The sequence below is a fragment of the Bradyrhizobium sp. AZCC 1678 genome (assembly GCF_036924765.1).
Classification (GTDB): Bacteria; Pseudomonadota; Alphaproteobacteria; order Rhizobiales; family Xanthobacteraceae; genus Bradyrhizobium; species Bradyrhizobium algeriense.
This window is the reverse complement of the sequence record NZ_JAZHSE010000001.1, coordinates 5,811,584-5,838,314: the sequence shown is the minus strand read 5'-3', so window position 1 is coordinate 5,838,314 and position 26,731 is coordinate 5,811,584. Positions and strand designations below refer to the sequence as shown.

22 protein-coding genes are annotated in these 26,731 nt (G+C 63.5%); 10 read left to right on the top strand and 12 right to left on the bottom strand.

Annotation, left to right across the window (positions count from 1 at the left end; all coding sequences use genetic code 11):
- The first annotated feature begins 147 nt into the window (after window positions 1-147).
- Window positions 148-1,395: a serine hydrolase domain-containing protein gene (locus tag V1294_RS28090; protein WP_334501712.1), complete on the top strand. Its 1,248-nt coding sequence runs from the start codon at window positions 148-150 to the stop codon at window positions 1,393-1,395.
- Between the two features lie 338 nt (window positions 1,396-1,733).
- Window positions 1,734-2,201, top strand: a complete 468-nt coding sequence (locus V1294_RS28085; RefSeq protein ID WP_334501710.1) for a GlcG/HbpS family heme-binding protein — start codon at window positions 1,734-1,736, stop codon at window positions 2,199-2,201.
- Between the two features lie 156 nt (window positions 2,202-2,357).
- On the opposite strand, the gene V1294_RS28080 is transcribed toward V1294_RS28085, so the two are convergent.
- The 3 genes from V1294_RS28080 to V1294_RS28070 form a co-directional block, all read right to left on the bottom strand.
- Window positions 2,358-6,284 (bottom strand): LuxR C-terminal-related transcriptional regulator, encoded by a 3,927-nt coding sequence (locus V1294_RS28080; RefSeq protein ID WP_334501708.1) that lies wholly within the window; start codon window positions 6,282-6,284, stop codon window positions 2,358-2,360.
- Window positions 6,285-7,620: 1,336 nt separating this feature from the next.
- Entirely contained in the window at window positions 7,621-8,409 is a 789-nt protein-coding gene (gene murI / locus V1294_RS28075) for a glutamate racemase (protein WP_334501706.1), read from the bottom strand.
- A 229-nt stretch (window positions 8,410-8,638) separates the two neighbouring features.
- Complete coding sequence (locus V1294_RS28070) at window positions 8,639-9,037, bottom strand: RidA family protein (RefSeq protein ID WP_334479104.1); 399 nt, start codon at window positions 9,035-9,037, stop codon at window positions 8,639-8,641.
- A 164-nt stretch (window positions 9,038-9,201) separates the two neighbouring features.
- On the opposite strand from V1294_RS28070, the gene V1294_RS28065 reads away from it, so the two are divergent.
- Window positions 9,202-9,798, top strand: coding sequence for a TetR/AcrR family transcriptional regulator (locus V1294_RS28065; RefSeq protein ID WP_334501704.1), 597 nt, complete (start codon window positions 9,202-9,204; stop codon window positions 9,796-9,798).
- A gap of 28 nt (window positions 9,799-9,826) precedes the next feature.
- Here the strand turns inward: V1294_RS28065 and purB are convergent, their stop codons facing one another.
- The 3 genes from purB to V1294_RS28050 all read right to left on the bottom strand — a co-directional run bounded on the left by purB (window position 9,827) and on the right by V1294_RS28050 (window position 13,353).
- Complete coding sequence (gene purB, locus V1294_RS28060; protein ID WP_334501701.1) at window positions 9,827-11,134, bottom strand: adenylosuccinate lyase; 1,308 nt, start codon at window positions 11,132-11,134, stop codon at window positions 9,827-9,829.
- A gap of 149 nt (window positions 11,135-11,283) precedes the next feature.
- Window positions 11,284-11,949: a response regulator transcription factor gene (locus V1294_RS28055; protein WP_334501698.1), complete on the bottom strand. Its 666-nt coding sequence runs from the start codon at window positions 11,947-11,949 to the stop codon at window positions 11,284-11,286.
- Between the two features lie 9 nt (window positions 11,950-11,958).
- Window positions 11,959-13,353 (bottom strand): sensor histidine kinase, encoded by a 1,395-nt coding sequence (locus V1294_RS28050; RefSeq protein ID WP_334501696.1) that lies wholly within the window; start codon window positions 13,351-13,353, stop codon window positions 11,959-11,961.
- A 212-nt stretch (window positions 13,354-13,565) separates the two neighbouring features.
- Between V1294_RS28050 and V1294_RS28045 the strand changes: the two genes are divergently transcribed.
- The 4 genes from V1294_RS28045 (at window position 13,566) to V1294_RS28030 (ending at window position 16,530) form a co-directional block, all read left to right on the top strand.
- On the top strand, window positions 13,566-14,330 hold the full coding sequence (locus V1294_RS28045) for a MotA/TolQ/ExbB proton channel family protein (protein WP_334501694.1): 765 nt from the start codon (window positions 13,566-13,568) through the stop codon (window positions 14,328-14,330).
- Window positions 14,327-15,001 carry a hypothetical protein gene (locus V1294_RS28040; RefSeq protein ID WP_334479112.1) on the top strand — a complete coding sequence of 225 codons (675 nt, stop codon included), beginning with the start codon at window positions 14,327-14,329 and terminating at the stop codon, window positions 14,999-15,001. Before V1294_RS28045 ends, V1294_RS28040 begins: the two co-directional genes overlap by 4 nt.
- On the top strand, window positions 14,994-15,602 hold the full coding sequence (locus V1294_RS28035; RefSeq protein ID WP_334501692.1) for a hypothetical protein: 609 nt from the start codon (window positions 14,994-14,996) through the stop codon (window positions 15,600-15,602). The genes V1294_RS28040 and V1294_RS28035 overlap by 8 nt, the downstream gene beginning before the upstream one ends.
- A gap of 331 nt (window positions 15,603-15,933) precedes the next feature.
- Complete coding sequence (locus tag V1294_RS28030; protein WP_334501690.1) at window positions 15,934-16,530, top strand: TetR family transcriptional regulator; 597 nt, start codon at window positions 15,934-15,936, stop codon at window positions 16,528-16,530.
- Between the two features lie 88 nt (window positions 16,531-16,618).
- On the opposite strand, the gene V1294_RS28025 is transcribed toward V1294_RS28030, so the two are convergent.
- Window positions 16,619-18,412, bottom strand: a complete 1,794-nt coding sequence (locus tag V1294_RS28025; protein ID WP_334501688.1) for a serine hydrolase — start codon at window positions 18,410-18,412, stop codon at window positions 16,619-16,621.
- Window positions 18,413-18,668: 256 nt separating this feature from the next.
- Window positions 18,669-20,144, bottom strand: a complete 1,476-nt coding sequence (locus tag V1294_RS28020; protein WP_334501685.1) for an FAD-dependent monooxygenase — start codon at window positions 20,142-20,144, stop codon at window positions 18,669-18,671.
- A gap of 318 nt (window positions 20,145-20,462) precedes the next feature.
- On the opposite strand from V1294_RS28020, the gene V1294_RS28015 reads away from it, so the two are divergent.
- Window positions 20,463-21,203: a metallophosphoesterase family protein gene (locus V1294_RS28015; protein ID WP_334501683.1), complete on the top strand. Its 741-nt coding sequence runs from the start codon at window positions 20,463-20,465 to the stop codon at window positions 21,201-21,203.
- 4 nt (window positions 21,204-21,207) lie between these two features.
- Window positions 21,208-22,638 (top strand): serine/threonine protein kinase, encoded by a 1,431-nt coding sequence (locus V1294_RS28010; RefSeq protein WP_334501680.1) that lies wholly within the window; start codon window positions 21,208-21,210, stop codon window positions 22,636-22,638.
- A 121-nt stretch (window positions 22,639-22,759) separates the two neighbouring features.
- On the opposite strand, the gene V1294_RS28005 is transcribed toward V1294_RS28010, so the two are convergent.
- The 3 genes from V1294_RS28005 to rpe all read right to left on the bottom strand — a co-directional run bounded on the left by V1294_RS28005 (window position 22,760) and on the right by rpe (window position 24,617).
- Window positions 22,760-23,245: a hypothetical protein gene (locus V1294_RS28005; protein WP_334501678.1), complete on the bottom strand. Its 486-nt coding sequence runs from the start codon at window positions 23,243-23,245 to the stop codon at window positions 22,760-22,762.
- 32 nt (window positions 23,246-23,277) lie between these two features.
- Window positions 23,278-23,772 (bottom strand): hypothetical protein, encoded by a 495-nt coding sequence (locus tag V1294_RS28000; protein WP_334501675.1) that lies wholly within the window; start codon window positions 23,770-23,772, stop codon window positions 23,278-23,280.
- Window positions 23,773-23,915: 143 nt separating this feature from the next.
- Window positions 23,916-24,617: a ribulose-phosphate 3-epimerase gene (gene rpe / locus V1294_RS27995; RefSeq protein ID WP_334479127.1), complete on the bottom strand. Its 702-nt coding sequence runs from the start codon at window positions 24,615-24,617 to the stop codon at window positions 23,916-23,918.
- A gap of 253 nt (window positions 24,618-24,870) precedes the next feature.
- Here rpe and V1294_RS27990 point away from each other — a divergent pair, with 253 nt between their 5' ends.
- Window positions 24,871-25,626 (top strand): EF-hand domain-containing protein, encoded by a 756-nt coding sequence (locus tag V1294_RS27990; RefSeq protein WP_334501673.1) that lies wholly within the window; start codon window positions 24,871-24,873, stop codon window positions 25,624-25,626.
- Window positions 25,627-25,657: 31 nt separating this feature from the next.
- Here V1294_RS27990 and V1294_RS27985 read toward each other — a convergent pair whose 3' ends face one another.
- Complete coding sequence (locus V1294_RS27985) at window positions 25,658-26,653, bottom strand: P1 family peptidase (protein ID WP_334501671.1); 996 nt, start codon at window positions 26,651-26,653, stop codon at window positions 25,658-25,660.
- Between the last annotated feature and the right edge of the window lie 78 nt (window positions 26,654-26,731).

Sequence of the window (26,731 nt, the reverse complement as noted above, 5' to 3'; positions counted from 1 at the left end):
GGGACTCGACGCATGCCGAGTGCTAGTGTCACCATGCGAGAGGCAGAGGCGGCGCTGTGTCCACCGCGCCGTCATCAAACAAAAAATTAGCCTCGGGAGAGGAGCGCTGGCGATGCCCGGGGCTTCTCGCGCAACAGGGAGGCTTCCATGAATCGAAAGGCTGCCGGAATGGTCGTCACGTTGAGCGCTGCCGTTGCTATGTTGGCCGGCGACGCGAACGCACAGAATTCACCATCGAGTGCGGCTCTCGACACAAGCCTGCGCGGCGCGGTCGAGAGCAAGGACGTCCCGGGCGTGGTCGCGCTGATCACCGATCGCGAGCGGGTGCTTTATCAGGGCGCATTTGGCGTAGCCGATGTCGCGACCGGGCGGCCGCTCACATCAGACGCGCTGTTTCGCATCGCCTCGATGACCAAGCCGGTCACTTCTGTCGCATTGATGCAGCTCGTCGAGCAGGGCCGCCTCGGTCTCGATGACCCGGCCGAGAAATACCTGCCTGAGCTTGCGGGACTGAAAGTCTTTGAATCGTTCGACGCCACTACCGGAGCCTACGTGCTCCGCCCGGCATCAAGACCGGCGACCGTCAAACACTTCCTGACGCACACGTCCGGATTGGCATATCCGTTCACCAGCCCGATCTGGCGCGATTTCAAGCCGCGCGACGGCGAAAAATATCCGTTCGGCGGACCGCTGCTGTTCGATCCGGGCGAGCGCTGGCACTACAGCACCAGCACCGATGTCGTCGGCAGACTGGTCGAGGTGGTGTCCGGCCAGAAGCTCGAGGATTATTTCCGCCAGCACATCTTTGCCCCGCTCAAGATGGATGACACGTCCTACAACGTGCCGGAGGCAAAGGGGGCACGCCTCGTTGCTCAACAGCAGCGCGCCGGCCAGCGCATGGACGGCGCTATAGAATTGCAAAAGCCGCAGCTCGGGCTCACCATCGCGGCGCCGATCGGTGGCGGCGGCCTCGCATCGACCGCTGATGACTACGGACGCTTCGTGCGGATGCTGCTCAACGGCGGCGCGCTTGACGGGACGCGTGTGCTCAAGGCCGAGACGGTGGCGCTGATGGGCCAGAACCACATCGGCGCGGTCTCGGTCCCCGCACTCAAAAGCGCGCTGCCGCGGAGCGCCGATTTCACCTTCATCGCTGACGGTCGAGACAAGTGGGGGCTGGGCTTCCTCATCACGGCCGATCAGGTAGCCGGCAAGCGCTCCCCCGGCAGCCTGAGCTGGGGCGGCATCAACAACACGTTCTTCTGGATCGATCCGGCGCGCGGCATCGCCGGCGTGATCATGATGCAGTACCTGCCATTCGCCGACGCCAAGGCGCTGGCCACCTACGACGCGCTCGAGCGCGGCGCCTATCAGCTTGTCACCGCTGAGCGGTAGAAAGCCTGCAATGCCGGGTCGGCTTTATGCCGACCTCGGCCCTTCGAGCAGCCGAACTCGGACATTGGGTATCGCGGCCCGGGTTGCTTTTGTCCCTGGGCGCAAGCGCGCTCGGCGGCTTTACACCGGGACGCGCCTGCCGAAAAACCGCATCAAAGCAGTTCGAAGCGGTCTTCGCGGAGATCGGACGGATGGCAGGCCGGCAATTGGGCTAGGCGTGCACCCACATCAGCGCTTGGCTGGCCCTAAACAGAGGGGGTTTGCGACATCATTGACCGCACACCGGCGTTTCGTCCCGGTATAATCCCTGCACAATAAACCTAGGGGAGGAGACGAAGATGAGGATAATACTGGTCGCTGCCGCACTTGCCGCCCTTACCGTCGGCGCATCTGCTCAGGACAAGCGCCCCGATTACGGCACCGCAGTCAATGCCGCGGGCGCGAAGAAGATCGCAGCCGGCGTCGTCGCCGAATGCCAGAAGAACGGATGGAATGTGGCGGTCGCCGTGGTCGATAATCACGGATTCCTGGTGTATTTCGAACGCATGGACAACACGCAGACGGGCAGCATGGACATCGCCATCGGCAAGGCGAAGTCCGCGGCGACCTATCGGCGCCCGACGCGCGTTTTCATGGAGGCGATCAACAAAGGCGGGCCGGCCACGGCCACACTTCCCGGTGTCTTCGCCTCGCCGGGCGGATTGCCGATCATGGTCGACGGCAAAGTCACTGGCGGAGTGGGAGTGAGCGGCGTCACCGGCGACCAGGACGAGCAATGCGCCAAGGCCGGCCTCGGGACTACCTAGAAAATTGCATCCTGCTTAAAGGCGTCGGCACGGTTCTGCTGTAGCCGAGCCGCGCCTTCGTCCGCGCATCACGATTTTGAGCGCATCGTCGGGCAGCGGCCGCTGCAGCGCCTCGGCCTTATTCGATCCGTAGGGGACCCCGCCGCCAACAACGTTTCACGTGAGCAGATCGTGGGACAAATGTGCCATGGAATGGTGCTGACCGTTGTTGTCGTGACTGGTCGCGTGTTCCTCCATGGCAGCTGAGCCCATCTCAAGGATTGCCGCCAACTCGGCGCTGTGAACGAGGAGAGCGGACGTATCGTTAAGCTCTTCCAGCGCAACGGCCGCGGTGGGGGTGGAAGGGGGAGCCTGATCTTTGAAGTGGAATGCCGGTTCGTGGCCAGCGCCGCCGATCCCGAACGCGGGGTCGGCCGGCTGGGGGGTGTCCGCTGATGCGTTCGCAGAGGCAGAGTGCGAAGCGTGCGTCGAGTTGCCTTGGCTGCCACCATTACCCGGTGCGACGTTAGGTTCGACCGGCTCGGCCGCTTCCACAGCGCTTGCGGATGCCGTTGAAGCGTGTGCGTTGTTGTGGCCGACGCCGTCGCCCGGTGTGACGTCCGGTTCGGTTAATTCACCGGCCGCCAATGCCGTTGCAGAGGCCGAGTGTGAAGGGGGCGGCGAGTTGCCGTGGCCGCCACTATTCTCCCGTGCGACGCCGGGTTCGACCGGCTCGGCCGCTTCCACAGCGCTTGCGGATGCCGAGTGTGAAGCGTGCGCGTTGTTGTGGCCGACGCCGTTGCCCGATGTGACGCCCGGTTCGGTTAGTTCGCCGGCCGCCAATGCCGTTGCAGAGGCCGAGTGTGAAGCGTGCGACGAGTTGCCATGGCCGCCACTATTGCCCGGTGCGACGCCGGGTTCGACCGGCTCGGCCGCTTCCACAGCGCTTGCGGATGCCGAGTGTGAAGCGTGCGCGTTGTTGTGGCCGACGCCGTTGCCCGATGTGACGCCCGATTCGGTTGGTTCGCCGGCCGCCAATGCCGTTGCAGAGGCCGCGTGTGAAGGGGGCGGCGAGTTGCCGTGGCCGCCACTATTCCCCGGTGCGACGCCGGGTTCGACCGGCTCGGCCGCTTCCGCAGCGCTAGTGGATGCCGAGTGTGAGGCATGCGAGTTGTTGTGGCCGACGCCGTTGCCCGATGTGACGCCCGGTTCGGTTGGTTCGCCGGCCGCCAATGCCGTTGCAGAGGCCGCATGTGAAGCGTGCGACGCGTTGCCGTGGCCGCCACCATTCCCCGGTGCCACGTCAGGTTCGACCGGCTCGGCCGCTTCCATAGTGCTTGCGGAGGCCGAGTGTGAAGAGTGCGCGTTGTTGTGGCCGACGCCGTTGCCCGATGTGACGCCTGGTTCGGTTAGTTCGCCGGCCGCCAGTGCCTTTGCAGAGGCCGAGTGTGAAGGGTGCGGCGGGTTGCCATGGCCGCCACCATCACCCGGTGCGACGCCAGGTTCGACCGGGTCGGCCGCTTCCATAATGCTTGCGGAGGCCGGGTGTGAAGAGTGCGCGTTGTTGTGGCCGACGCCGTTGCCCGATGTGACGCCCGGCTCGGTTAGTTCGCCGGCCGCCGATGCTTTTGCAGAGGCCGAGTGTGACGGGTGCGACGGGTTGCCATGGCCGCCACCATCACCCGGTGCGACGCTAGGTTCGACCGGGTCGGCGACTGCGACCGGGGCGGCGCTTTGTATCCCAAACTCGAGAATTTCAAACCCGGCGGTTGCGGGTGCCTTGCCATTCCCGGTTTCCTTAGCCCCGGTGTTCGCGTGGACCGGCTCCTTCTTGAAAGTGAGATTGTCCTCGGTCAGGACCGTCGCTTGGCTATGAGCAAGCTCGATTAATGATACGTGCACCGGCACAGTAACCGCACCATTGTCGTCGTTTTGCTCAGTTGCATAAGTTGGATCGTCGCCGAAATTGATGAGCCTACTCGAAACGTTGGAACCGACCCGGTCTCGCCCGAAATGGAACCTCAAACCGTCGTCAGCAGGCATGGTCCAGATACCATCCGTTTCGACCGCGCTCTCGCTCGCATCCGCTTCAATGGCGGTATCCGCCGTGACAACGGTCCCATCGCTCGCAGCCGCCAGCAGCGCAGGATCGATTCCTTCCAAAGCCGCCGCGACAGCCGCCGCTTCCTGCTCGTAGACGAAATCCGACTCGGCAACGGACACAACTCCCTGCAAATGGATTTCGAGCAGGCCCGGATCGCCGATATCAAGGCTGCGATCCGTCGGATTCACATAGACGATCGTTTCATTGCTCGCGGGGTTGTAGATCCAGGCGAGGGTATGCGGCGGCACGGACTTGCTTGCTGACGTCAGGTGCAGGAACGCCAGCGCGCCGAAAGCCGCCAGGTTGATCTTGTCCTCCCCCGATGTGAAATCGATGATGGTGTCGAACTGGGTAGCGTTGGAATCGATCGCTGAAAGATAGACAAAGATGTCATCGTCCTTGCTGCCCGTCAGCTGGTCACCGTCATCTCCGCCGATGATGGTATCGTTGCCGTTGTTGCCGTTGATTGTGTCGCTGCCGGATCCTCCATAGATCGTGTCGTCACCACCGATATCCCTAATCGTATCGTTCCCCGCGGCTCCGTAGATAACATCCACTAGGCCGGTGCCATTGAGGGTGTCGTCACCGGCGACGCCATGGATTATTTGGCCCGCGTTGCCTTCTCCTGTGGCGCTGTCGTGTCCAAACTCGAGCAGCAGGCTGGAGTCGTGGACAACTGGCCCCGAAGCCAGGTTGTCGACATCGTTGGGGTCTACATGGCCGGCGCCATGAATGGTGATCGTCGCCACTTGTGTGGTGCCATCCATGGTGGCGACCGTGGGTGTGTCGATCAGCGTTTCGCCGGGGTCGAGCACCTGCGCTGCGGCATGGGAGTTGTCGAGTGTGTAGATCCCCACGCCGGCGGCCGTCATGCTGAAGCCGCCATAGCCTCCACGACTCGTTATCGGGTTCGAGGCAAACGCCAGCGGCGGGAACTGCTGCTGCGCCGTGGAGCTGCCGGTCGGGTTAATCGCTTGCAGCAGCGGCGAAATGAAAAGATAGGGCGTGCCGGATCCAATCAGGCCGTAGCCTCTCCCGAAGTTGGAGAGGGCGGCCTGCTCAGCCGCGTGCAGCTCTCCCATTCTCGCCGCCGAGTGCGCGACTTGGTTCACCTTAATTGGGGAGTCTCTCTGGGTGAGCACGACCGTCTCGCCGGGATCCGCAACGATGACGTGCCGGAGGATCGCTTTCTTCCAGAGCTCAAATACGGAGTGCTCAAGATCCTTGTCGGCAGTGCTGTCGTCATCCAGGAAGGCGTTGTTCGCGTCTGACGCCTTGATCTCGCTCAAAATTGCGAACGCCAAGGCGAGCGAGAGCGTCCCGAAGCCGGTGGATCGTTGCAACAGCGCGATCGTGGCGAGCACGGTCCTATTACTGATTTCAAGCTTATGAAATATGTTGTAGAGGTGTACTTTGACTGTGCCTGGGGAAAGGTTCAGCTGGCGCGCAATCTCCTTGTTCGACAAACCTTCGGCCACCAGTCGTATGATTTCGCGCTCGCGATGCGTGAGCACCCTCAGCTTTTTTTCGATTTTGGCGCCGTCTACTTCCTTCCCGTTTGGCGCGAGCTCTGGGGACGGTGTCGGTCGCGCACTGGTGCGCTCCGTCATCAGCCTCAGGGAACGCAGAATGGTGTCAGGGTTTGCGTAGCTCGAAATTGCACTGCAAGCGCCGGCCGCGATTGCCGCGGTGAGATCGCCGTCTCCTTCGGATTCGGCAAAGAACACCAGCCGAGTGGGAAGATTCTCGGCTTTCGCAATGGCGAGGATCTTGGATACCGTCAGGTCAGGCAACGTGTCAGCAACGAGCGCAACGTCGGGTGCCAAATTCCGAATCGCATCGAGGCAGCTTGTTCCGCGGCTACACGACGCAACAATCTCGAAGTCGTCCTGAGCTGCGAATACCGACGTCAATCCCTGCAGAACGATTGGTTGTCGATCTGCGATCACCAGCCGGATGCAGCGCGTGAATGTTTCTTGGTCCAGGGACACATCTAACATAGGCTTGACCTCGCCTGCCCAGCGCGGCGCCTTAATCCTCTTGCTACCCCAACGCCACGTCTAAATTGTCTGGCGCCGGCAGCCCGGGCTACCCGCCGCAATCCAATTAAATATGGTGCGTTCAGAATGAACCTTTTTTGTATCCCACCGCAAGCCCCAGTTCTAGCTTGATTAGACTAGACGCTGATTGTGCATGTCGCAGTTGAACCAACCAACTTGGCCATAGTGCTGGTGTTGAACATTTCTCCCTTTGCCGTATCTTACGTTTATGGATGGCGAGCGAGAAGAATTGGCAATCCATGAAAAGTTGGCGCGCTGTAGACAGCTTGCCAAAGAGTACGTTAGTGAACCAACGGCAACTCACCTTCGGGAATTAGAGGCAGAGTTACTGGCTCAGCTTCGCCGATTGGAGGAGGATTAAGGCCGCCCACGTCTCGGCCTCTTCTTCACGGCGCCGCCCCGGACAACTGTCAGTCGACATCGATAGCAGTAGGGCGGGTTTCCGACCAAGTTCATCAAGTTGGTCCGTGCTCACATAAGCAAGTGGCTATCATCGCTGGGCCTGCACCCTGCTCCGGAACTGAGAGCTGTGGCCGGCCGAGAGACAAAGCCTAGACCCGACGGCGACCGTTCGTAGGCTGCAGCTTATCGAAGCCCGCTCACGCTGACCAGCCAAGCCGCGGCCTCCTGGTGGTGCTCAAACACCGGGGCTGGCAGACCTGCCTCCGGGCTGTGGGGTGTCTGGGAAGAAGGAGCGGAGGCGGCCGTAGTACGCCGGCGTGAGAGTTCGTTCCTAAATTGTCCGCGTAGTTCTACGAAGACCCCAAGTCTCGGCAGATGTTCTCACCGGTCGACGCTGGCGAGCCGACGTTCTGCTCCTTGCTCATCCGGCCGCACGTCGGCGCCGCGATGGCCGCAAACCAAGCAGACGAATAGGGCCTCCAGATCGGACAGCCGCAGGCTCGCGGGCCAACAGTCAGCGTCTATCTCAACCGAATGCGAGCACTTGTAATCGCCGCAGAACACATGCAGTCGGCGAGCGCCGGACTGCCGCATTTGCCCAAGGGTGATCGTCTGCTCGAGTAGCATGCGCGAAATTCTGCCAAGAGTCGCAGCCAGCCTGAATATGGCATCCGGCATAGATTGCCTGGGTGGCACGGTCCGGCGGGGCTCATCCGGAAAGGTGGCCCGGTGTCGCCTACCAGAGGGTCTTACAGTTTCGTGTGGAGGAACTTTTGATCTGCCGCGACAATAATCGAGACCATCGCCGGTGCTTTCTCCGCTTCAGCGGTGCCTTCTCGACTCTTCTTTTTTGAATACGCGCCCACAGGCGCCTTTATGCCAGGACGCGGCCGCCGAAAAACGGCATCAGTGCCTGGCTCAGCCTGTGTGGCCGCTGGGAGGTGAAGATCATCTCGGCCCCGGCCTGATCGCTTTTCCGGCTTGGAGATACGAGCAGGTCGGACACGCGCCGGGCGATGGCGGGTGCCGGATCGATCCAGTCGACCGGCCACGGCGCGAGCCTTGTCAGGCGGTCGAGCAGCAGCGGATAGTGGGTGCAGGCCAGCACGACGGTGTCGGTACGATCATCGCCATTTCCGACAAAGCAGGGGGCAAGCTCGGCTGCGATATCCTCGTCGCGGACGTCGTTGCCGCTGAGGGCGGATTCGGCGAGCGAGGCGAGTTCCGCCGATCCCACCAGCGTCACTTCGCAGCCTTGCGCGAAATCATCGATCAGGCGCCGGGTGTATTCGCGCTTGACGGTGCCCTTGGTGCCGAGCACCGACACGCGTTTGGTCTTTGAGTTGGCGCAGGCCGGCTTGATCGCAGGCACGGTGCCGACGAACGGCGCGCTGTAGGCGCTGCGCAGGTGCGACATCACAAGCGTGGAAGCGGTGTTGCAGGCAATTACCACCAAAGCGGGGGCGTGGCGTGCGATCAACTCGCCGATCAGCGGCACCACGCGGGCGATGATCTCTTCCTCGCCGTGATGGCCATAGGGAAAGAACGCGTCGTCGGCGACATAGACATAGTGCGCGTCGGGCCGGGCGCGGACGATCTCGCGCAGGACCGTGAGGCCGCCAAGGCCGGAGTCGAAGACGAGGATGGTGGGCGGGGCTGACACGCTGCGACCTTAGCCGATCTGCGGTTACCGTTGGGTTGCTTTAAGGGGTGCCGGCGGGATCACGGAGTCGACGGCGATTGGGACAATTTGGAATGATCTAAATCGGTTTGGCAAGGCCGGAAGACTGCTGGGGCGGGGGCGGTACCCTGCGGTCGATGAGAGATGGGTGTCCAGAGACGACGGACGGCCACTTCGTCCACTGTCCCTTGCAACGCCCGCCGCCGATCGATCAGATGGACTGAGGAAGGCGCGCGATGACCTTGATTTCAAAATCGAAGCCAGCCAGCCAGTTCACGCCCACCGCAGTCCAATTCGGATAAGGCGGCTCACCGATCTCCTTCAGGCGAATTGCGTTGACCGCCTCCCACTGCGCGGCCGGATTGGTATGGAACGTGGTCACGTCAACGACATCATCAAACGTGCAACCGGCAGACTTCAGCACGGCCGAGAGATTGTCGAAGGCAAGCTGGACCTGCTTTTCGAATACCGGCTCGGGCGACCCGTCATCGCGGCTGCCGACCTGGCCCGAGACGAACAGAAGGTCGCCCGAGCGGATCGCCGCCGAATAACGGTTGATCTCGTAGAGCGCCTGCCGGCCGGCAGGGAAGATTGCATCGCGTTTGGCCATGACGTCACTCCTGTTCAAAGGCAAGCCAAGCCAGACCTCCACGGGTCCGGCTGTTTGCATCCTACTCGAGCGATAAATTGACATACGCTCCGTATGTTTCTATAGGTTACATACGCGGCGTATGTCAACTAGCATACGGAGCGTATGTAACTTGCGGAGATAGGGTGGCCGCCAAGCGACGCGCACAGATGGTGGAGGAAACCCGGGCCAAGCTCACCCAGGCCGCCCGTAAGGCTTTCGCGACCAAAGGCTATGCGGCGGCGTCGATGGACGATTTAACCGCCGAGGCCGGCCTGACGCGCGGCGCGCTTTATCACAATTTCGGCGACAAGAAGGGTCTGCTGCAGGCCGTGATCGAGCAGATCGACGCGGAAATGGTGGCGCGAATGCGCGCTGTACAAGATCAGGCGGAGACCCGGTGGCTCGGCTTTCTCGCCGAGGGCGTCGCCTATATCGAGATGGCGCTGGAGCCGGAGATCCAGCGCATCATGCTGCTAGACGGGCCGGCCGTGCTCGGCGATCCATCGCTATGGCCCAACCAGACTGCGTGTCTTCGCTCGACGACGCAAACGATCCAGGCGCTTATCGACGAAGGAACGGTGAGGCCGATGGATGCGGAAGCTGCCGCGCGGCTCATCAATGGAGCGGCGCTCAACGCCTCGCTCTGGATTGCCGCAGCCGACGATCCGCACGCCGTCTTTGCAAAGGCTGTCGAGGCTTTCCGATATCTCGTGGTCGGTTTGCTGCAGACCGAGAGATGACCGTCAAGCGTTCGGACGGCGTGCGTTGTCAGCTCTCGCCGAACACCCGCTTGAAAATCGTGTCGACATGCTTGAAGTGATAGCCGAGGTCGAACTGCTCTTCGATCTCGGCATCGCTCAGATGCTTCTTCACGTCAGGATCTTTCTTGAGCAGCGTCTGGAAGTCGCCTTCGCCGCGCCAGACCGGCATGGCGTTGCGCTGGACGTATTTGTAGGCGTCCTCGCGGCTGGCACCCTTTTGCGTCAGCGCGATCAGGAGCCGCTGCGAATGCACGAGCCCGCCGAGACGGTCGAGGTTCTTCTGCATGTTGGCGGGATGGATCAAAAGCTTTTCGATCAGGCCGGCGAGGCGCATCAGTGCAAAATCGAGCGTCACGGTGGCGTCCGGCCCGATCATGCGTTCGGCCGAGGAGTGCGAGATATCGCGCTCGTGCCAGAGGGCGACGTTTTCCATCGCCGGCATCGCATAGGCGCGCACCATGCGGGAGAGACCGGTGAGGTTTTCCGACAGCACCGGGTTGCGCTTGTGCGGCATCGCCGACGAACCCTTCTGGCCCTCGGAGAAGAACTCCTCGGCTTCCAGCACCTCGGTGCGCTGCAGATGGCGGATTTCGATCGAGAGCCGCTCGACCGAGGAGGCGATCACGCCGAGCGTCGCAAAATACATCGCGTGGCGGTCGCGCGGGATTACCTGGGTCGAGATCGGCTCGGGCACCAGCCCCATCGCTTTCGCAACATGTTCTTCGACGCGCGGATCGATCTGCGCAAAAGTGCCGACGGCGCCTGAAATTGCGCAGGTGGCGACCTCCTTGCGGGCGGCGACCAGGCGCTCGCGGGCGCGGGAAAATTCCGCGTAGGCATAGGCGAGCTTGAGCCCGAACGTCACCGGCTCGGCGTGGATGCCGTGGGAGCGTCCGATGGTCGGCGTCATCTTGTGCTCGAAGGCGCGCTTTTTCAGCGCCGCCAGAACCTTGTCGATATCCGATATCAACAGGTCCGCGGCGCGGGTGAGTTGCACGTTGAGGCAGGTGTCGAGCACGTCGGAAGAGGTCATGCCCTGGTGGACAAAGCGGGCCTCGGGGCCGACGATTTCGGCCAGATGGGTCAGGAAGGCGATGACGTCGTGCTTGGTCTCGCGCTCGATCTCGTCGATCCGCGCCACGTCGAAGGTGGCATCCCTGGCCTTGGCCCAGATCGTCTTGGCTGCTTCCTTGGGGATTGTGCCGAGTTCCGCCAGCGCATCAGCCGCATGCGCCTCGATCTCGAACCAGATCTTGAAGCGGGTCTGGGGCTCCCAGATGGAGGCCATTTCCGGGCGGGTATAGCGGGGGATCATCAAGGACTCCAGGCAGTGGGCGGGGTCGCAAGGCAGATCCCGGCCGAATTGTTTTTACGCCGCGCTTTAGCAGATCGGGTGCCGGGAAACCACCCGTGTGGGCCTGGCCGGGGGAAAACTGTCGGCTCCGACCCGCCGGCAGGCCGCTGCTAAAGGCTGGCCAGCCCGCACTCGACGGCCAGGCGGACGAGTTGCGCGTCGGTTCGCATGCCCGTCTTGGTCTTGATCAGATAGTGATAGTTTTGAACGGTCTTGATGCTGAGATTGAGGTTGGAGGCGATCTGCTCCGCCGTCGCGCCGCCAGCCAATTGCCTGAGGATCTCGATCTCCCTTTCCCCCAACTGGTCGAGCACCGATCCTGACGGGGAGAGGCTTTCCATCGCCAGCACGTGCGCGATGTCGTCGCTCATCGCGTGTTCGCCGCGCGCCACGGCACGGATCGCCTTGATGAGCGCGGCCGGTTCGCTGCTCTTGGTCACATAGCCGCTGGCCCCGGCGCTGAAAGCGGCCTTCACCAGTGCGGCTTCGCTATGCATGCTGAAGACCAGGATGCGTGAGCCGGAGTGCCTCAACCGGATGTTCCGGATGGCCTCGAGGCCGCTGGCTCCGGGCATCGATATGTCCATGACCACGATGTCGGGGGCATGGGTCTTGAACGCGCGGTAAGCGTTGACGGCGTTGTCGGCCTCGGCGACCACGCGGAAGTCGCTTTGGTGCTCCAAAACGCGCCGGTAGCCCTGCCGGACGACAGGATGGTCGTCGACCAGCAGGATCGAAATGCCCTTGGCCTGTCTGGTTGAATCAGGATCGATCATGCTCTGGCGTCAAGCGGCGAGCGGTATCGTGGCGGCCACGCTTACGCCACGCCGCGCGCGCGCGATCGAAAGCGAACCGCCAAGCGCTGTCACTCTCTCACGGATTCCGGTCAGGCCGAAGCCTGTGGATTGTGCCACCTTGGCCGCATCCCCGCCGCCGTCGTCCTCGACGCGGATCAGCAGCGCATTTTCCGTCCCTGTCCGCCGCTCGATCCGGAGCACGATTTCGCGCGCGGCGCTGTGGCGCAACGAGTTGGTCAGGCATTCCTGGGCGACGCGGTAGGCTGTCGCGGCAACGGTGCCGCGCACGTCGGCGAGGTCGCCCTGCAGGTCGAGCTGGATCATCGGCTGCGTCGCATTCTGTGACCGCCAGCTGTCGACCAGGCTGACGAGGCAGGCTTCCAGTCCGAGTTCCTCGGCGGGTGGATGGCGCAAACGATTCAGGGTATCCCGCAGGCAGGCCATAATGCGGTGGGTCGCTTGCGAGATCATCCGCGCATCCTGCGCGACATCGCTCCTGACATCGCTCGCGACATTGCTCTTGGCCTGTTCCCGCGCGCCGGTCGCTTCGATGATGCTGGCGAAGGCGAGAATGGCAGAAAGGTTCTGGCCGAACTCATCGTGCAATTCGCGGGCAAGCGCCCGCCGCTCGTCGTTGCGGATTTCAAGCAGGCGCCGGGTCAGGACGGCGCGTTCCTCCGTGGCCTGCGCGAGGCGCTCGCCGAGATCGCCGACGGCTTGCCCGATCATGGCGAGTTCCATCGACCGGAAACGCGGCAGCGATGTCCGGTATTGTCCGTGCGCCATGCGTTGCAATGCCGCGACAATCTGCTGCGCCGGCGCCAGCGTATGCGCGATGGCGAGCGATGCGAAGAAGGCGATAGCCAGGGCCATCAGCAGCGCGACGTGGATGTTGTCCACGATATGTTGCCAGGCCAGCGATATCGCGGCGTCCGGATCGGCGATGGCCGAGACGGTGCCTGCGGTGACGTTACGCGTGCTGATTGACCGGGCCACCGCCGCGTGGGTACCAAACAATTTCTGCACGGCCGCGGCGAACCAGAGTGGTGGCGGCTGGCCGATCCCCTTGCTCTGGCCGCAGAGCGGATTCTCGAACGCGCCCACCGGCTCGAACCGGACGCAAATTCCGGGCGAAATCAGCTTCATCGTCTCGATGGTGCGCCAATCGGACACCGGCATGAGATGTTCGCGCGTTCGGTTGCTGCGCAACAGCAACTCGCGCCAGTACAGCGCTTCCAGCGCCTGGGAGACCCGTTCTGCGGATGCGGCCGTGGCTCGATCGACGCTGCGATAGGCGTCGATGGTGGCCCAGATGGTCGCAGCCCCCAGACACAAGGCGACGACGACGAGCAGGCGGGCGACGAGTTGAAGCACGAGGCGCATGCGATCACTCCACGGCTTGTCGATGACGGTAACAGCACCGCTATTTCGTTCCAATTGCAAGCCGGTGGCGACGCGCAGATTGGGAAATTTTCCCGGCAACCCGCGGGCATATGTCTTTGGACCGCGCCTGCCGCCTCTGATCTAACGAGGGGCGAGGGGGCCTTTTGGCGGGCGGGCTTCGGCGCAGCAGCCCTCAAGGGAGCTAACGCAGCATGAGTGCCATTGGTGCCGAGACCGCATTATCAGGCACGGCCACGCCGGAACGCGGCGTCCTGCTGCTCTGGATGATCTTTACCGGGCTTTCGGTCTTTGCCGTCTTCCTGCTGTGGCGGTACGGGTTGATCCATCTCATGGTCGCCTCCGACCGCACCTATATTTCGAGCCTGATCGCCGTTCTCTACCTCATCACCTGCGGCCATTGCTTCTGGCGAACGCGCGCGATCGCGCGGGAAGGCGAGGTCGCAAGAGGCTGTCGCGCCGTGCTGTCGATGCCTGATGGCGCGAAGGCGCTCGGCGCCGATGCGCGCGGCCTGCCGGGCGGGCTGGTCAGCGATCACATCCGCAGCCTGGTGACGAAGGCCAGGGCGCAAGCCGCCGGCCGCATCGACCAGACGCTGCTGTTGCGGACGCTGGCCGACCGGTTGAGGGGCTCCAACGGGTTTGGCGCATTCGTTTCCGACACGCTGATGAAGCTCGGGCTGCTCGGCACGATCGTCGGCTTCATCATCATGCTGGCGCCGATCGCCACGCTGGACGCGGCCGACAAGGCCGCGATGAAAACATCGATGGGCCTGATGAGCGACGGCATGGCGGTGGCCATGTACACGACGCTGGCGGGCCTGATCGGCTCCATCCTGGTCCGCATCCAATATTACATGCTCGATGCCGCGACCCAGCGGGTGTTTTCCGATGCCGTCATGCTGACCGAGACCCACGTCACCCCGGTATTGGAAAGCCGCCTTGGGACGCCGCCATGATGGATGACTTCGGTCTCTATCCGCGCGAGGAGCCGTTCGACCCGCTCGGCGTGATGCTGTTCAAGGCGCTGCAGGTGATCGCCTTCCTGTTCTTCCTGGCTTTGCTGGCGATCTCGCCCGACGCGAAGGATGGCAAGATCGATTCCAAGGCCGAATTCCTCATCACGATGGATTGGCCGGACAATCATCCTGACGACTTCGATCTGTTCGTGCAGGACCCCGCCGGCAACATCGCCTGGTATCGCCGTCGCGAAGCCGGCTTCCTGACCCTCGACCGCGATGATCGCGGCGGTGCCAACGATTTCATCGTCGTCGCCGGCAAGAAGATCCTGTCGCCGATCCGGGAGGAAATCGTCACGGTGCGCGGCATCGTCCCCGGCGAATACACCGTCAACGTCTCGCACTTTCAGGCCATCACCGGGCAGCCTGTTTCGGTGAGCGTGAAGGTCCAGAAACTCAATCCAACCGCGCAGGTGATCTTCGACAACAAGCTGACGCTCGATCACACCGGTGATGAGAAGACGGCGGTGCGCTTCTGGCTCGACGCCGCAGGCAAGGTGGTCGACGTCCAGCAGCGGCAGAAGTCGCTGATGGAGACGTTCCGCAACGTTCGCTCCAACGGCGCGGATCTCGATCCGAAAACCGGCGTGAGGATGCCGCGCCGTGAATAGCCTTCAATCCGTCATCCTCACGCTCTCTCTCAGCTACGCGCTGATCGGCGCGCTATTGCTGATTGTCCTCGTCTATGCGCGCGTGCCCTGGTCGGCCAAGGCGGTCGCCGTGGTGGTGACGAGCGCGTTCTACATTGCGAGCTTTGTCGGGGTGCGCGGACTGCTGGGCTGGGCCAGCGTAGACAGGCTTCCTGTCGCCTTCAAATTGCTGCAGGCCCGGATCGTTGAGCCGCACTCGCTGGAAGGCGATCCGGGCTCGATCTATCTGTGGGTCGAGACGCTCGACGAGGGCAATCGGCCGAGCGGCGTCCCCAGGGCGTACCGCATTCCCTATAGCGACAGGCTTGCGGAAAAGACCGACAAGGCGGCGGGCGAGATCGCCGCTGGCCGTGCCCAAGGCGGTCGCGCCGCCGATTTTGGCGATGGCGGCGGCGGGCTGCTCCAAGCCGCCCGTGAGTACATCACGCCCAGCATGATCCTGGACACGTCGGGCGGCGATCCCTCGACGGGAGGGGGATTGCTTGCGACGCCCCGCGATGGCGACGAGGTGTCGTTTACACCGCTGCTTCCGCCGCGGATGCCGCCGAAGGACGAGCCATAGGCATCCGGCGATGGCCCCGACAATCACGAATTATTGACTGACAGATATTGAAATCTGTCAGCGAGATATGCTATATCCATTGCCGACGCCAAAATCAGGCGTCACCCGGCTCCGATAGTTTTGAGCCCGGGTACTTGTAAAGGACTACGTTATGACGACCCATCTCATTCAACTGACTGCCCAAATCCAGCGCTGGCTCAACCAGAGCGTTGCCCGTCATCTGGCCGCCCAGGCCGAGCGGCTGGAACCGGCGACGAAACATTAACCCGCCAAGGTGATTGCCTAAGGGGGATTAGATGACCACCCGTCCCATCGTTTCGCAGGTGTGCGCATGAACGAAGTCGTGGTTCTGACCCCCGAACGGATTCTGGAGGTAACCGAGGACGTTTTGCGCCGCTACGGGCTCGCCAAGGCAACCGTAGTGGATGTTGCCCGTGCGCTCGATGTCAGCCACGGCAGCGTCTATCGCCATTTCCCCAGCAAGGCCTCGCTGCGCGAGGCGGTGGCCAAGCGCTGGCTCGACCGTCTCAGCGCGCCGCTGCTGAAGATCGCAGAAACTTCCGGCCCGGCGCCCGCCCGGCTGGAGAGGTGGCTGCGCACGATGTTTTCGATCAAGCACAAGAGGCTTGGCGACGATCCCGAGATGTTTGCGACCTACCTGGCGCTGGCCCGTGAGGCCTGCAAGTCGGTGAACTGCCACAAGGACTGCCTGGTCGACCAGATCGCCCTGATCCTGTCCGACGGCGTGAAGCAGGGCGCGTTCGAGGTCGCCGACGTCAAGGTGACGGCGCGCGCGATTTTCGATGCCACCAGCCGCTTCCACCATCCCGCGCACGCCGAGGAATGGAACGAGCCGGGTGCCCCGGCGCGGATCGACGCCTTGCTCGCGCTGCTGCTCAAGGGTTTGGAAACGCCGCGCAAGCGCTGACGATCGTTCTGTATCCGAGCTGTAGGGTCAAACCCTCGTTCTCCGGGCGCCGCGAGCTGTCCTTCGCGTCTCCTATTTTCGTGTCCCGTCAGTTGATCCGCTGACCCGTGATCTGCCAGGGTCCCGGATTGAGCACCAGGCGCATCGGGCCGGCCCCGTCGCGCAGGAAGGCAAGGCGGGTGTGGTCGCCGCCATCCACGAAGAACTCGTTGCTCGACGTGGGGACGACCGTGATCGCTGCGCCTTTCTCAAAATCGAGGACCGGCAGGTCTCCGCTTGCCTCGATCAGGAGGTGGCCATCCTTGTTGACGATTTGAAGATCGGCAGCTCCTTGCAGTCGGATCCGGGCGCGGACGAGCGGCAGCTCGATGGGCCCGTCCTGTCCCTTCCGTATAATCCTCAGGCGGACGTTGGTGTTGACCGGCCCGCGCATCTTCTCGATCGCCTGGTTGAGGGAAAGGCCTTGGATCGCGGCGTCGTCGAGATGTGTGATGATGTCGCCTGCCATGATGCCGGCCTTGGCGGCGGGCATGCCCCGGATCGGAGACAGCACCTTGACGACACCTTGCTCCATGGCAACGTCGACGCCGAGGCCGCCGAGCGCGCCGAGCGCTTGCTTGTCGCGTGAGCTCGTCGAGAGTCCGAACGTGTAAGTTCCCTCGTAACCCGCAAGCATGGTCGGGTCGATGGTCACCGGTCCCGTGACCGACGTCGGCACGCCCTCGTCGCCAGCACGCAAGGCCCCGTAGGTCAGATTGCGAAACGGACGGGTGAACTGGTCGAACTTAGTCGCAACATGGATGAGTTGTATGGCGATCAGCTGCTCCGCCGGGTCGACCCAGAAGTACGTTCCCCAGACCCCGCTCCAGGTGAAGCTGCCGACCGACCCGGGCACCCAGCTTCGGGCGGCATCGCTGCGGACTCCGAAGCCGAGCCCGAAGGTCGCATCGCTCCGCGGCCCCATGCCATCGCTGGTGGAGCGGATGTCGGGCGGCAGCGAATTCGTAGTCATGCGGCGGACGGTTGCGGGCGAAAGGATGCGCACTCCGTCGAGCTCACCATCGTTGAGCAGCATCTGGCAGAATCGCAGATAGTCGGGGGCTGTCGACACCAGCCCGCCGCCACCCGAGAACAGCGTGGTCGGTTTGGTGACGTCACGGTCGGGAAGAATCTGCGCGCGAATCGGCGGATCGACCAGGCGGGCGAGCTTCTCCGGTGGCACCCAGAAACCGGTGTCGACCATGCCGAGCGGTTTGAACAGGCGATTGTCGAGAAACTGATCGAGCGGCTGCCCCGAAGCGACCTCGACGACCCGTCCCAGAACGTCGGCGCTGTGACCGTACTCCCACACCTCGCCTGGCTGATGCGCGAGTGGGAGTCGCGCCAAGCGAGACACGAAGTCCTTCAACGTGCTGTCGCGCGCCAAGCTCTTAGGGTCAAGCCCGCTCTCGCGGTAGAGTTTGTGCACGGCCGTATTGCCGTGGTCGAAGTAGACGAGGCCGGATGTGTGGCGCAGCAGATCCTCGACGGTCATCGGGCGCTTCTGCGGCTCAAGCGCGAGCTTGCTCTGTCCGGCCACCGGGTCTTTCGTCTCGACGCCGACCATCATGTCCTTGAGTTCGGGAAGATAGCGATGGACCGGGGCGGCGAGGTCGAGCTTGCCTTCCTCGACCAGCATCATGGCGGCAACGCTGGTGACCGGCTTGGTCATCGAGGCGATCCAGAAGATCGCATCGGGCTGTAGCGGGATCGTCTTGGCCCGGTCGCGAAAGCCTACAGCTCGCAGATACGCGACCTTGCCATTGCGCGCGATCGCTGCAACCGCGCCCGAGAAGGCGCCGGCATCGACCTGCGATTGTTGCCAGGCCGCGATCCGCGCCAACCGCGATGACGAGAAACCGAGTGCTTCCGGGCCGCCCGCCGGCGCGACGGCGTAGGCGCGGGCGGCGGTAGCAAGGCCGACAGTCACGAGATGGAGGATGGACAATACAGCGAGAAGGCGATGCAGGCGCTTCATCCGGGCGTCCCTTTTCAGCTTGGCGAGAGCGATGGGCGGCGCAAAGGATAGCTCTCGTATCGCAAAACATGTGTTGCACTAAACCGCGCGGTTCGGAAGCTAAATGCAACTCAAAGTGCGGCTACGCCGCGGCAGGTGGTCCGAACCAGGTGGTTAGCGCGTCAGCGAGCCCCGGTTGGGTCAGGTCGCCCACCCAAGCCACATATCCGTCGGGCCGAATTAATACAGCGTCGGGAGCCGTGACCGCGCCAAGCACCGGAAGCTCCCACGGACCATCGTACTCAGCCGCAACGAACTGAACCCGATCCGCCCATGGCGTGATGTTGAGGCCGCCGGGTGCACCGAGGTTGAGCAGCACCGGCCGGGCATCGTGGAGCAGGGTGAAAACCCGCAGCGGATCGTTGGCGGTGACCAGGTCGAGATCGGGCATGCGGCGTCCGAGCAGCTTGTGTCCCTCGCCGAGGTCGTAGTGAATGTCCAGACCGGACATCTCCCCGGCGAGCCGCCTGCGAGGCTCGTCCATGCCGAGGAGTTCGGAAACGGTGTCGCCCAGGGCCTTGCTGCGCTCGTCCCTACGACGAAGCGCGACCTGCGCCATCGTGTTGCGCAAGACGCGGGCGGCGACGGGAAAGCGCTCGGCGTGATAGCTATCGAGAAGGCTTTCCGGTGATATCAGCTTGACCACCTGGGCCAGCTTCCATCCCAGGTTCACCGCATCCTGCACACCGGTGTTGAGGCCCTGTCCACCCATCGGGGGATGCACATGCGCGGCGTCGCCGGCCAGCAGGACGCGCCTCTCGCGATACGCCGCGGCTTGCCGCGTCATATCGGTGAAGCGGGAGATCCAGGTCGGACTGTGGATGCCGTAGTCGGTCCCGTAGACGGCGATCAGCGCCTCGCTGACATCGCGCATCGTGGGTTCGCTGGTGGATCCGACGTCCCGCTCGGTCAATACGACCCGCGCCCCTCCATTCTCCGTCCTGCCGATGCCATGGGTGCCGAAGGCGTCCTGGTGAAACCCCCATTTCGGCTCTTCGGTCGTCTCGACTTCGGCGATCAGCCAACTCATCGTCGGATCCCACCCGGGAAACGCGATGCCGGCTGCCTTGCGAATCACGCTGCGGCCGCCGTCGCACCCGACGAGATATTCCGCCCGGAGCGACTGGCCGTCGGAGAGCGCGACGTCGACGCCGGTGTCGTCCTGCGCGATATCGGTCACCTCACGTCCGCGATAGATCGGCACCTTCAGTTCGCCGACCCACTCGGCCAGGATGCGCTCGATGTGGTTCTGCCACAGCCCGAGAAGGTAGTTGTGCCGGGTGGGAAAGTCGCTGATGTCCAACATGATCATGTGGAAATGCACGACCTGATGGGTCTGTCCCTGTGACAGGAACCGATCGGCGATCCCGCGCTGGTCGAGCGCCTCGATGGCGCGTGCGTGCAGACCGCCGGCGCGAGAGCCGGCGAGTTCCTGATTGGCGCGCCGCTCGACAATAGCGACGTCGATGCCCGCCAACGCCAACTCGCCTGCCAACATCAGTCCTGTCGGACCTCCGCCGACGATTACCACCGCATGCCTGGTCTTTGCCGCACCCATTTCGTCCCTCCGTAGCAACTGGCTTCGGTGGGCGTTTCTACGGGATGACCGGGGTCTTGAAGCAAGCTCCTTACGCGCTACATATTGAAGTGGGAGAGATTGGTATTCTGCTTGCCGGTTATTGCCGCGGGTGCCAGCCCTCAGCTCAGGATAGCGAGGGGATTACCCACTCATTTGTATCGCGCCGCCGGCTGGATCTGATCAGCCTAATGGCCTTCCGGCGCCCCCAGCCTGATTGCACCTCACAAGCGGCCTGTTGTTTGGTATCCCTCAAGACACGCGCAAGCACGGGCGCGATGATGGATGCGGAGGGAAAGCGTGCGGCTTGCCATCTTTGCGGATATCCATGCCAACCGGCAGGCGTTCAGCGCGTGCCTCGAATTCGCGCGTGCCCGCGGCGCGGAACGCATCGTCTGCCTCGGCGATGTCGTCGGCTATGGCGCCGATCCGGAATGGGCGGTCGATACCGTGATGGGTCTGGTCGAAGACGGCGCCATCGCCGTGATCGGCAACCACGATCACGCCATCAGCGCCCCATCGGAGACCATGAACGCCGCGGCGCAAGCCGCGATCGAGTGGACGCGCGGCAGGCTCAGCGTGGCGCAGCGGCGTTTTCTCGCCGCGTTGCCGCTGACCCGGCGCGAAGACGATCGCCTCTATGTGCATTCCGAAGCCTCACACCCGTCGCAATGGCGCTATGTGCGCGATACGCCGGACGCCGCGCGCAGCATCGCGGCCACCGATGCCCATGTCACCTTCTGCGGCCACATTCACCGGCCGGCGCTCTATTCGATGTCATCGGCGGCGAAGATGACGAGCTTCATCCCCACATCTGATGTGCCGGTGCAATTGCTCGGCGGCCGGCGCTGGCTCGCCGTACTCGGCTCGGTCGGGCAGCCGCGGGACCGCGACCCGGCGGCTTCGTTCGCGATGCTCGATACGACGTCGCGCGAGATCACCTATTGTCGCGTACCTTACGACGTCGAGGCGGCGGCGGACCGGATCCGCGCCAACGGCTTGCCGCACTGGCTGGCCGATCGCCTGCTCGTGGGGAAATGAGGGAATGGTGAAGCCTTTGATCGAGCAGGGCGCGCAACTTGACGGCTTCACCATCGGCGAGCGCGTCCACCAGGGCGGCATGACGACGCTGTGGACGGTGACCCATCCCGGCATCAGCGTGCCGCTGTTGATGAAGGTCCCGCGGGTTGCCGAGGGCGAGGACCCGGCAGCCATCGTCAGCTTCGAGATGGAGCAGATGATCCTGCCGCGGCTGGCCGGCCCGCACGTGCCGGGCTGTTTCGGCACCGGCGACTTCGACCGGCAGCCCTACGTCGTCATGGAGCGCATCCCCGGCAAGACGCTCTATGGCCGGATCGACCAATTGCCGATCCCTTACGAAGAGGTGAGGGTGATCGGCGGCAAGATCGCCACCGCACTGGCGGACCTGCACCGGCAGAACGTCATTCACCACGACATCAAGCCGAGCAGCATCATGTTTCGCCCCTCCGGCGAATGCGTGCTGATCGATTTCGGCCTGTCGCATCACAACCAGTTGCCGGACCTGTTGCAGGAAGAATTCCGTCTGCCCTACGGCACCGCACCCTATATGGCGCCGGAACGTTTGCTCGGCGTCCGCGACGACCCGCGCAGCGATCTGTTTTCGCTGGGTGTGCTGCTATATTTCTTCACCACCGGCGAGCGGCCGTTCGGCGAGAGCGAAACGCTGCGCGGCATGCGGCGAAGGCTGTGGCGCGATCCCTATCCGCCGCGCAAGCTTAAGCCGGACTATCCGCCATGGCTGCAGGAAATCGTGCTCCGGTGCCTCGAGATCGAGCCGGTGTGGCGGCATCCGACGGCTTCGCAACTGGCGTTCGAACTGGCCCATCCCGAACAGGTCAAGCTGACGGCGCGGTCGGAGCGGATTAAGCGCGATCCGCTTTCTACGGTGTGGCGCCGCCGCTTCAATCGCGGCCTGGCGCTGCCGCGGCCGAAATCCGATGTCGCAGCTCAGCTCGCTTCTGGACCGATCGTGGTCGTTGCGCTCGATACCGAGGAGGGGTCGGGACCGCTCAACGAATGCCTCCGCCGCACCGCCGCACAACTCCTGGCGACATTGCCGTCGGCGCGGCTCGCCTGCCTGAACGTGCTCAGGCTCGGGCGCATCACCATCGACCGGACGCTCGACGAACAGGGCAACAACAAGCATATCGACCGCCTGGTCGCGCTCCGGCACTGGGCGCAGCCGCTGGAGCTGGATGAAAGCCGGCTCACGGTGCATGTATTGGAGGCGGTCGATCCCGCCGCCGCGATCCTGGAATTCACCAGGGTCAATCACGTTGATCACATCGTGATCGGCGCGCGGCAGAATTCGATGCTGCGCGCGCTGCTCGGCAGCGTGTCAGCCAAGGTCGCGGCCGAGGCTGCCTGCACCGTGACGGTGGTGCGACCGCCACCGTCGGCGTCTGTGCCGGCGCAGCAAGGTAATCAGCGTTAGTTAGAGCGTTTTCCAGCGAAGTGGAAACCGGTTCGCGTTAAGAAAACGCGTCAAAACAAAAATCTAGAGCCCCGTTCCGATTCTATCGGAACGGAAAAGGCTCTAGCGTCGGGTCAGACGCTCAGTCGAGGCTCTGGACGGGCGGCAGCGTTGTTTTGGCGGCGCGCGGCGGGTTCGGCACCGGATAACTGGCGGCGCGACCGCCCCGGTCGGCTTGGGCGGCGGAATTGGATGCGGGGGCCACGGCTTCCGCCCTGGCGCCGCGCACACCGTCCCTTGAAGACTGCCTGCGGTGCCGTGACGAGCGCGAGCCTTCCAGTCCCCACGAACGTGATATCGAAGGCCCGGCCGTGTAGCCGACGAAGGCGCCGGCGACGGCCCCGACGGGACCCAGCACGACGGCACCGGCTACCGCGCCCAATGCAGCGTCGCCCGCGCGCTGCGCGAGCGCGGCAGAAGGTGCGAGCAGCAGGAGCATTGCGGCGGTGGTGCAGGCCTTGATCATATTTTCGTCCCATCTGTGAAAGGCGGGATGCTGATCTGCCTTTATGGCGAGATGCGTGAAGCTTTGTGGCCGGAGCGTGAAGCTTTGGGTTCCATGATCCATCGCGCGCCTGCTGTGGCTTTGCTGCCCGGTCGCTACACGGTGCGGCGGCGCGCGCACTCCCGAATGTCGCGGACACCTGAAGGGTTTCGGACGCAGCGGAACCCGTAGCGGCCGGTGTGATCCGTATCGGGAGAGCGCGTCGAGCGCCCCGACGCGAAATTCAGATGGCCGGCGCCGCGGCCCATGTCTGCTATCTCGAATGCTGCATCCATGTCTTCAAAGCGCGTCGTCGTCACGGTCCGCTTGCCCCAGGCCGTTCGCACGATCAGCGCGCGCCGGTTGGTGATCGCGAACAGCGTCTGCTGGTCATGCAGCAGCATCACGAACGGAGCGGCAACCATCATCACCCCAGGCATCAGGAGAAACGGAATCGATTGATCAATCCAGGCCCTGGAGATCGCCATGAGCGTGAGCAGCAGCCAGGGAAACCCGATCCACCACAGAAACCGCCACATCATCATGCGGGCGACGCCGTCGGGTGGGCTCTGCCACAGCACGCGCTCGCCGGGTTGAAGCGCTTCAGTCAACAGCCGCCGTAAGCCCAAGGAAAATATCAAGGAAAATATCAAGGAAAATATCGAGGAAAATATCGTGGATCGCCGTTCGTCCATGGCTGGTTGGTCGCGCCGGCACGGGGAACGGTTCGGCGCCCGCGAGAGACTTGTCCGCGTCAGACCGCTTCGCCGCGCGCCAGCGCCGCCGCGTGACGGATCGCGGAAATGTTGGTCTTGTAGGCCTCCAATGTGCCGCCCTTGAATACCGCCGAGCCTGCGACCAGCGCATTGGCGCCGGCAGCGGCCAACTGTCCGGCGACATCTGGGCCTACGCCGCCATCGACCTCGATGTCGATCGGGCGTCCCGCCGTCATCGCCCTGATGTCGCTGACTTTGCCGAGCGCCGACTTGATGAAGGCCTGGCCGCCGAATCCGGGATTGACCGACATCACCAGCACCAGATCGATCAGGTCGATGACGTATTCGATGGCGCTCGCCGGCGTGCCGGGATTGAGCGAGACGCCGGCCTTCTTGCCGAGCGCGCGGATCGCCTGCAGCGAGCGATGCAGATGCGGGCCTGCCTCGGCATGGACGGTGATGTGATCGCAGCCGGCTTTTGCAAACGCCTCCAGATAAGGGTCGCAGGGCGAGATCATCAGATGGGCGTCAAAGATCTTCTTGGTGTGCGGGCGCATCGCCTTGATCACATCAGGACCGTAGGAAATGTTGGGCACGAAATGCCCGTCCATCACGTCGAGATGGATCCAGTCGGCGCCGGCCGCATCGACAGCGCGGACTTCCTCGCCCAGCTTGGCGAAATCCGCCGCCAGGATCGACGGCGCGATGACAAGGGGACGCGACGCAAATTGCTGAGACATGTGCGCTTTCCCAAAACTCGAGGGGCAGGATGGCTCCGCGTAACATGCAGGGCGGCCGGGGGCAATGCGACCGCCAAGGCGACCTGTGGGCGGGAAAAATCTGCCGGAGCGGGCAGCTATTGCCGGGTTTGCCGGATCGGAACGGATGCGGGAAAGCCCGGTTTTATTGGGTTTTTCGTCATGGCACGGCGCTTGCTGAGGAACATGCACGAGCTATCGGCCGCGACCAATGCGGCGTTGTTGGAGTTTTGCCATGTTCTTTGCTTTGGGCGCCGCGTCGTCGGCGATCGATGCCCTCAAGGCGCTGACGTCGTCGAAGTCGTCGTCCGCGCAATCCACCGGCCGCAGCCAGGACGCCAAGAGCCCGTTCGATCTGATGTCCTCGGGTTCGTCGGCTTCGGTCGGCTCGGGCACGGGTTCCGGATCCGGCGGCGGTTCGCAGATATCGCCGCAGACCATGAGTGCGCTGCTCGACGCACAGAGCCAGTCCAGCTCGAATGTATCGTCGCTGTCGATGCGCTCAAATTCGCTGAAGGAATGGTTCGCCAAGGTCGACAGCGACGGTGACGGCAAGATCAGCAAATCAGAGTTCGAGGCGCTCGGCGCCGACGGCAACAAGGCCGCCCAAGCCGGCAATGCTTTCGGCAAGTTCGATACGGATGGCGACGGTTCGGTTAGCCTCAAGGAACTGGCGTCGGCGCTGAAGGGCGGCAAGAAGCATCACGACGACCAGGCGAGCAACGCTGCCGGCAATGACGACGGATCGAATTCCGATCCGCTCTCGCAGGCGCTGCAGGGCGCTTCCACCACATCCGTCACCAACAGCGATGGTTCAGTGACGACGTCGCTCACCTATGCGGACGGATCCAAGGTGACGATGACGTCGGCCGCGGGCAAAAGCTCATCCACTTCAGCGGCATCGTCCTACAATTTCATCGAGCAGATGATCCAGCGGCAGGCCCAGCAAATTGCATCGGCCGCCACTTCATCGCTCTCGGTGAGCGTCTGAACACGAGACCCGGCGAGATCCCTTCTGCGATCTAACCGAAGCGATCGCCCCACGCCGGTAGCGCACCCAGAAAGGGTAGCGCGGTCGCACTATGGACGCCGCGCGCGATCGCGCGCGCAACCGTGTTGGCGGCCACCATGCCGAGTTCGGTGAGGCCGAACCGCGGATCGATCGGCGTCTTGCCGGTCGCTGCGGCATACACCACGTCGCCATCCGTCGTGGCATGGACGGGATAGATGGCGCGCGCCATGCCGGTGTGCGCGATCATCGCGAGCCGTTTGGCCTGCGCTTTTGTCAGTATGGCGTCCGTGACCACGACCACCAGCGTGGTGTTTTCCGAAGATGCCGCGGCCGGGCCGCCCTTGAGCCGCGCGCTCAGCATATCAGGCGTGAACGCCGGCGGCAGTCCGCGCCCGCCAAATTCATTGGCTGTTTCGAACGGCGCCGCCCAGAACCAGGGTCCGTCGCCGACAGTGACGCTGCCGACGGCGTTGACGACGGCGAGCGCCGCGACGGTGACGCCGCTTTCGGTCTGCGCGGAAGCCGAGCCGAGGCCGCCCTTGAAATTGGCAGTCGTCGCGCCGAGGCCGGCGCCGACGCTGCCCAGCGCGAAATCGCCGCCTGCGGCACACGCCGCGGCGTAGCCGAGATCGCGATAGGGCGGGAAGCGTCCCCATGCCTTGTTGCCGCCGTTGAGCAGATCGAAGCAGATCGCGCCCGGAACGATCGGAATAACCGCCTCGCGGATTCTTAAACCGCGACCCTGTTCGGCGAGCCAGGCCTGTATGCCGCCCGCGGCATCCAGCCCGAGCGCCGAGCCGCCGGAAAGCGCGATGGCGTCGATCGCCTCGACCGTACTTTCGGGCTTGAGCATCGCGTCATCACGGGTGCCCGGGCCGCCGCCGCGCACGTCGATCGAGGCGACCGCGGGAGTATCGAAAATGATCGCGGTGACGCCGGAGGCGATGGCCGCGTCGTGGGCGTGGCCGACGCGAACGCCGGAAATATCGGTGAGGAGATTTTTCAAGTGGGCAGTCCGTCGGGCGCGTGTTGTTTCATTGCGAACACACCAGTCGCGAAAAACGTCGCGACTGTCCAGCACCAT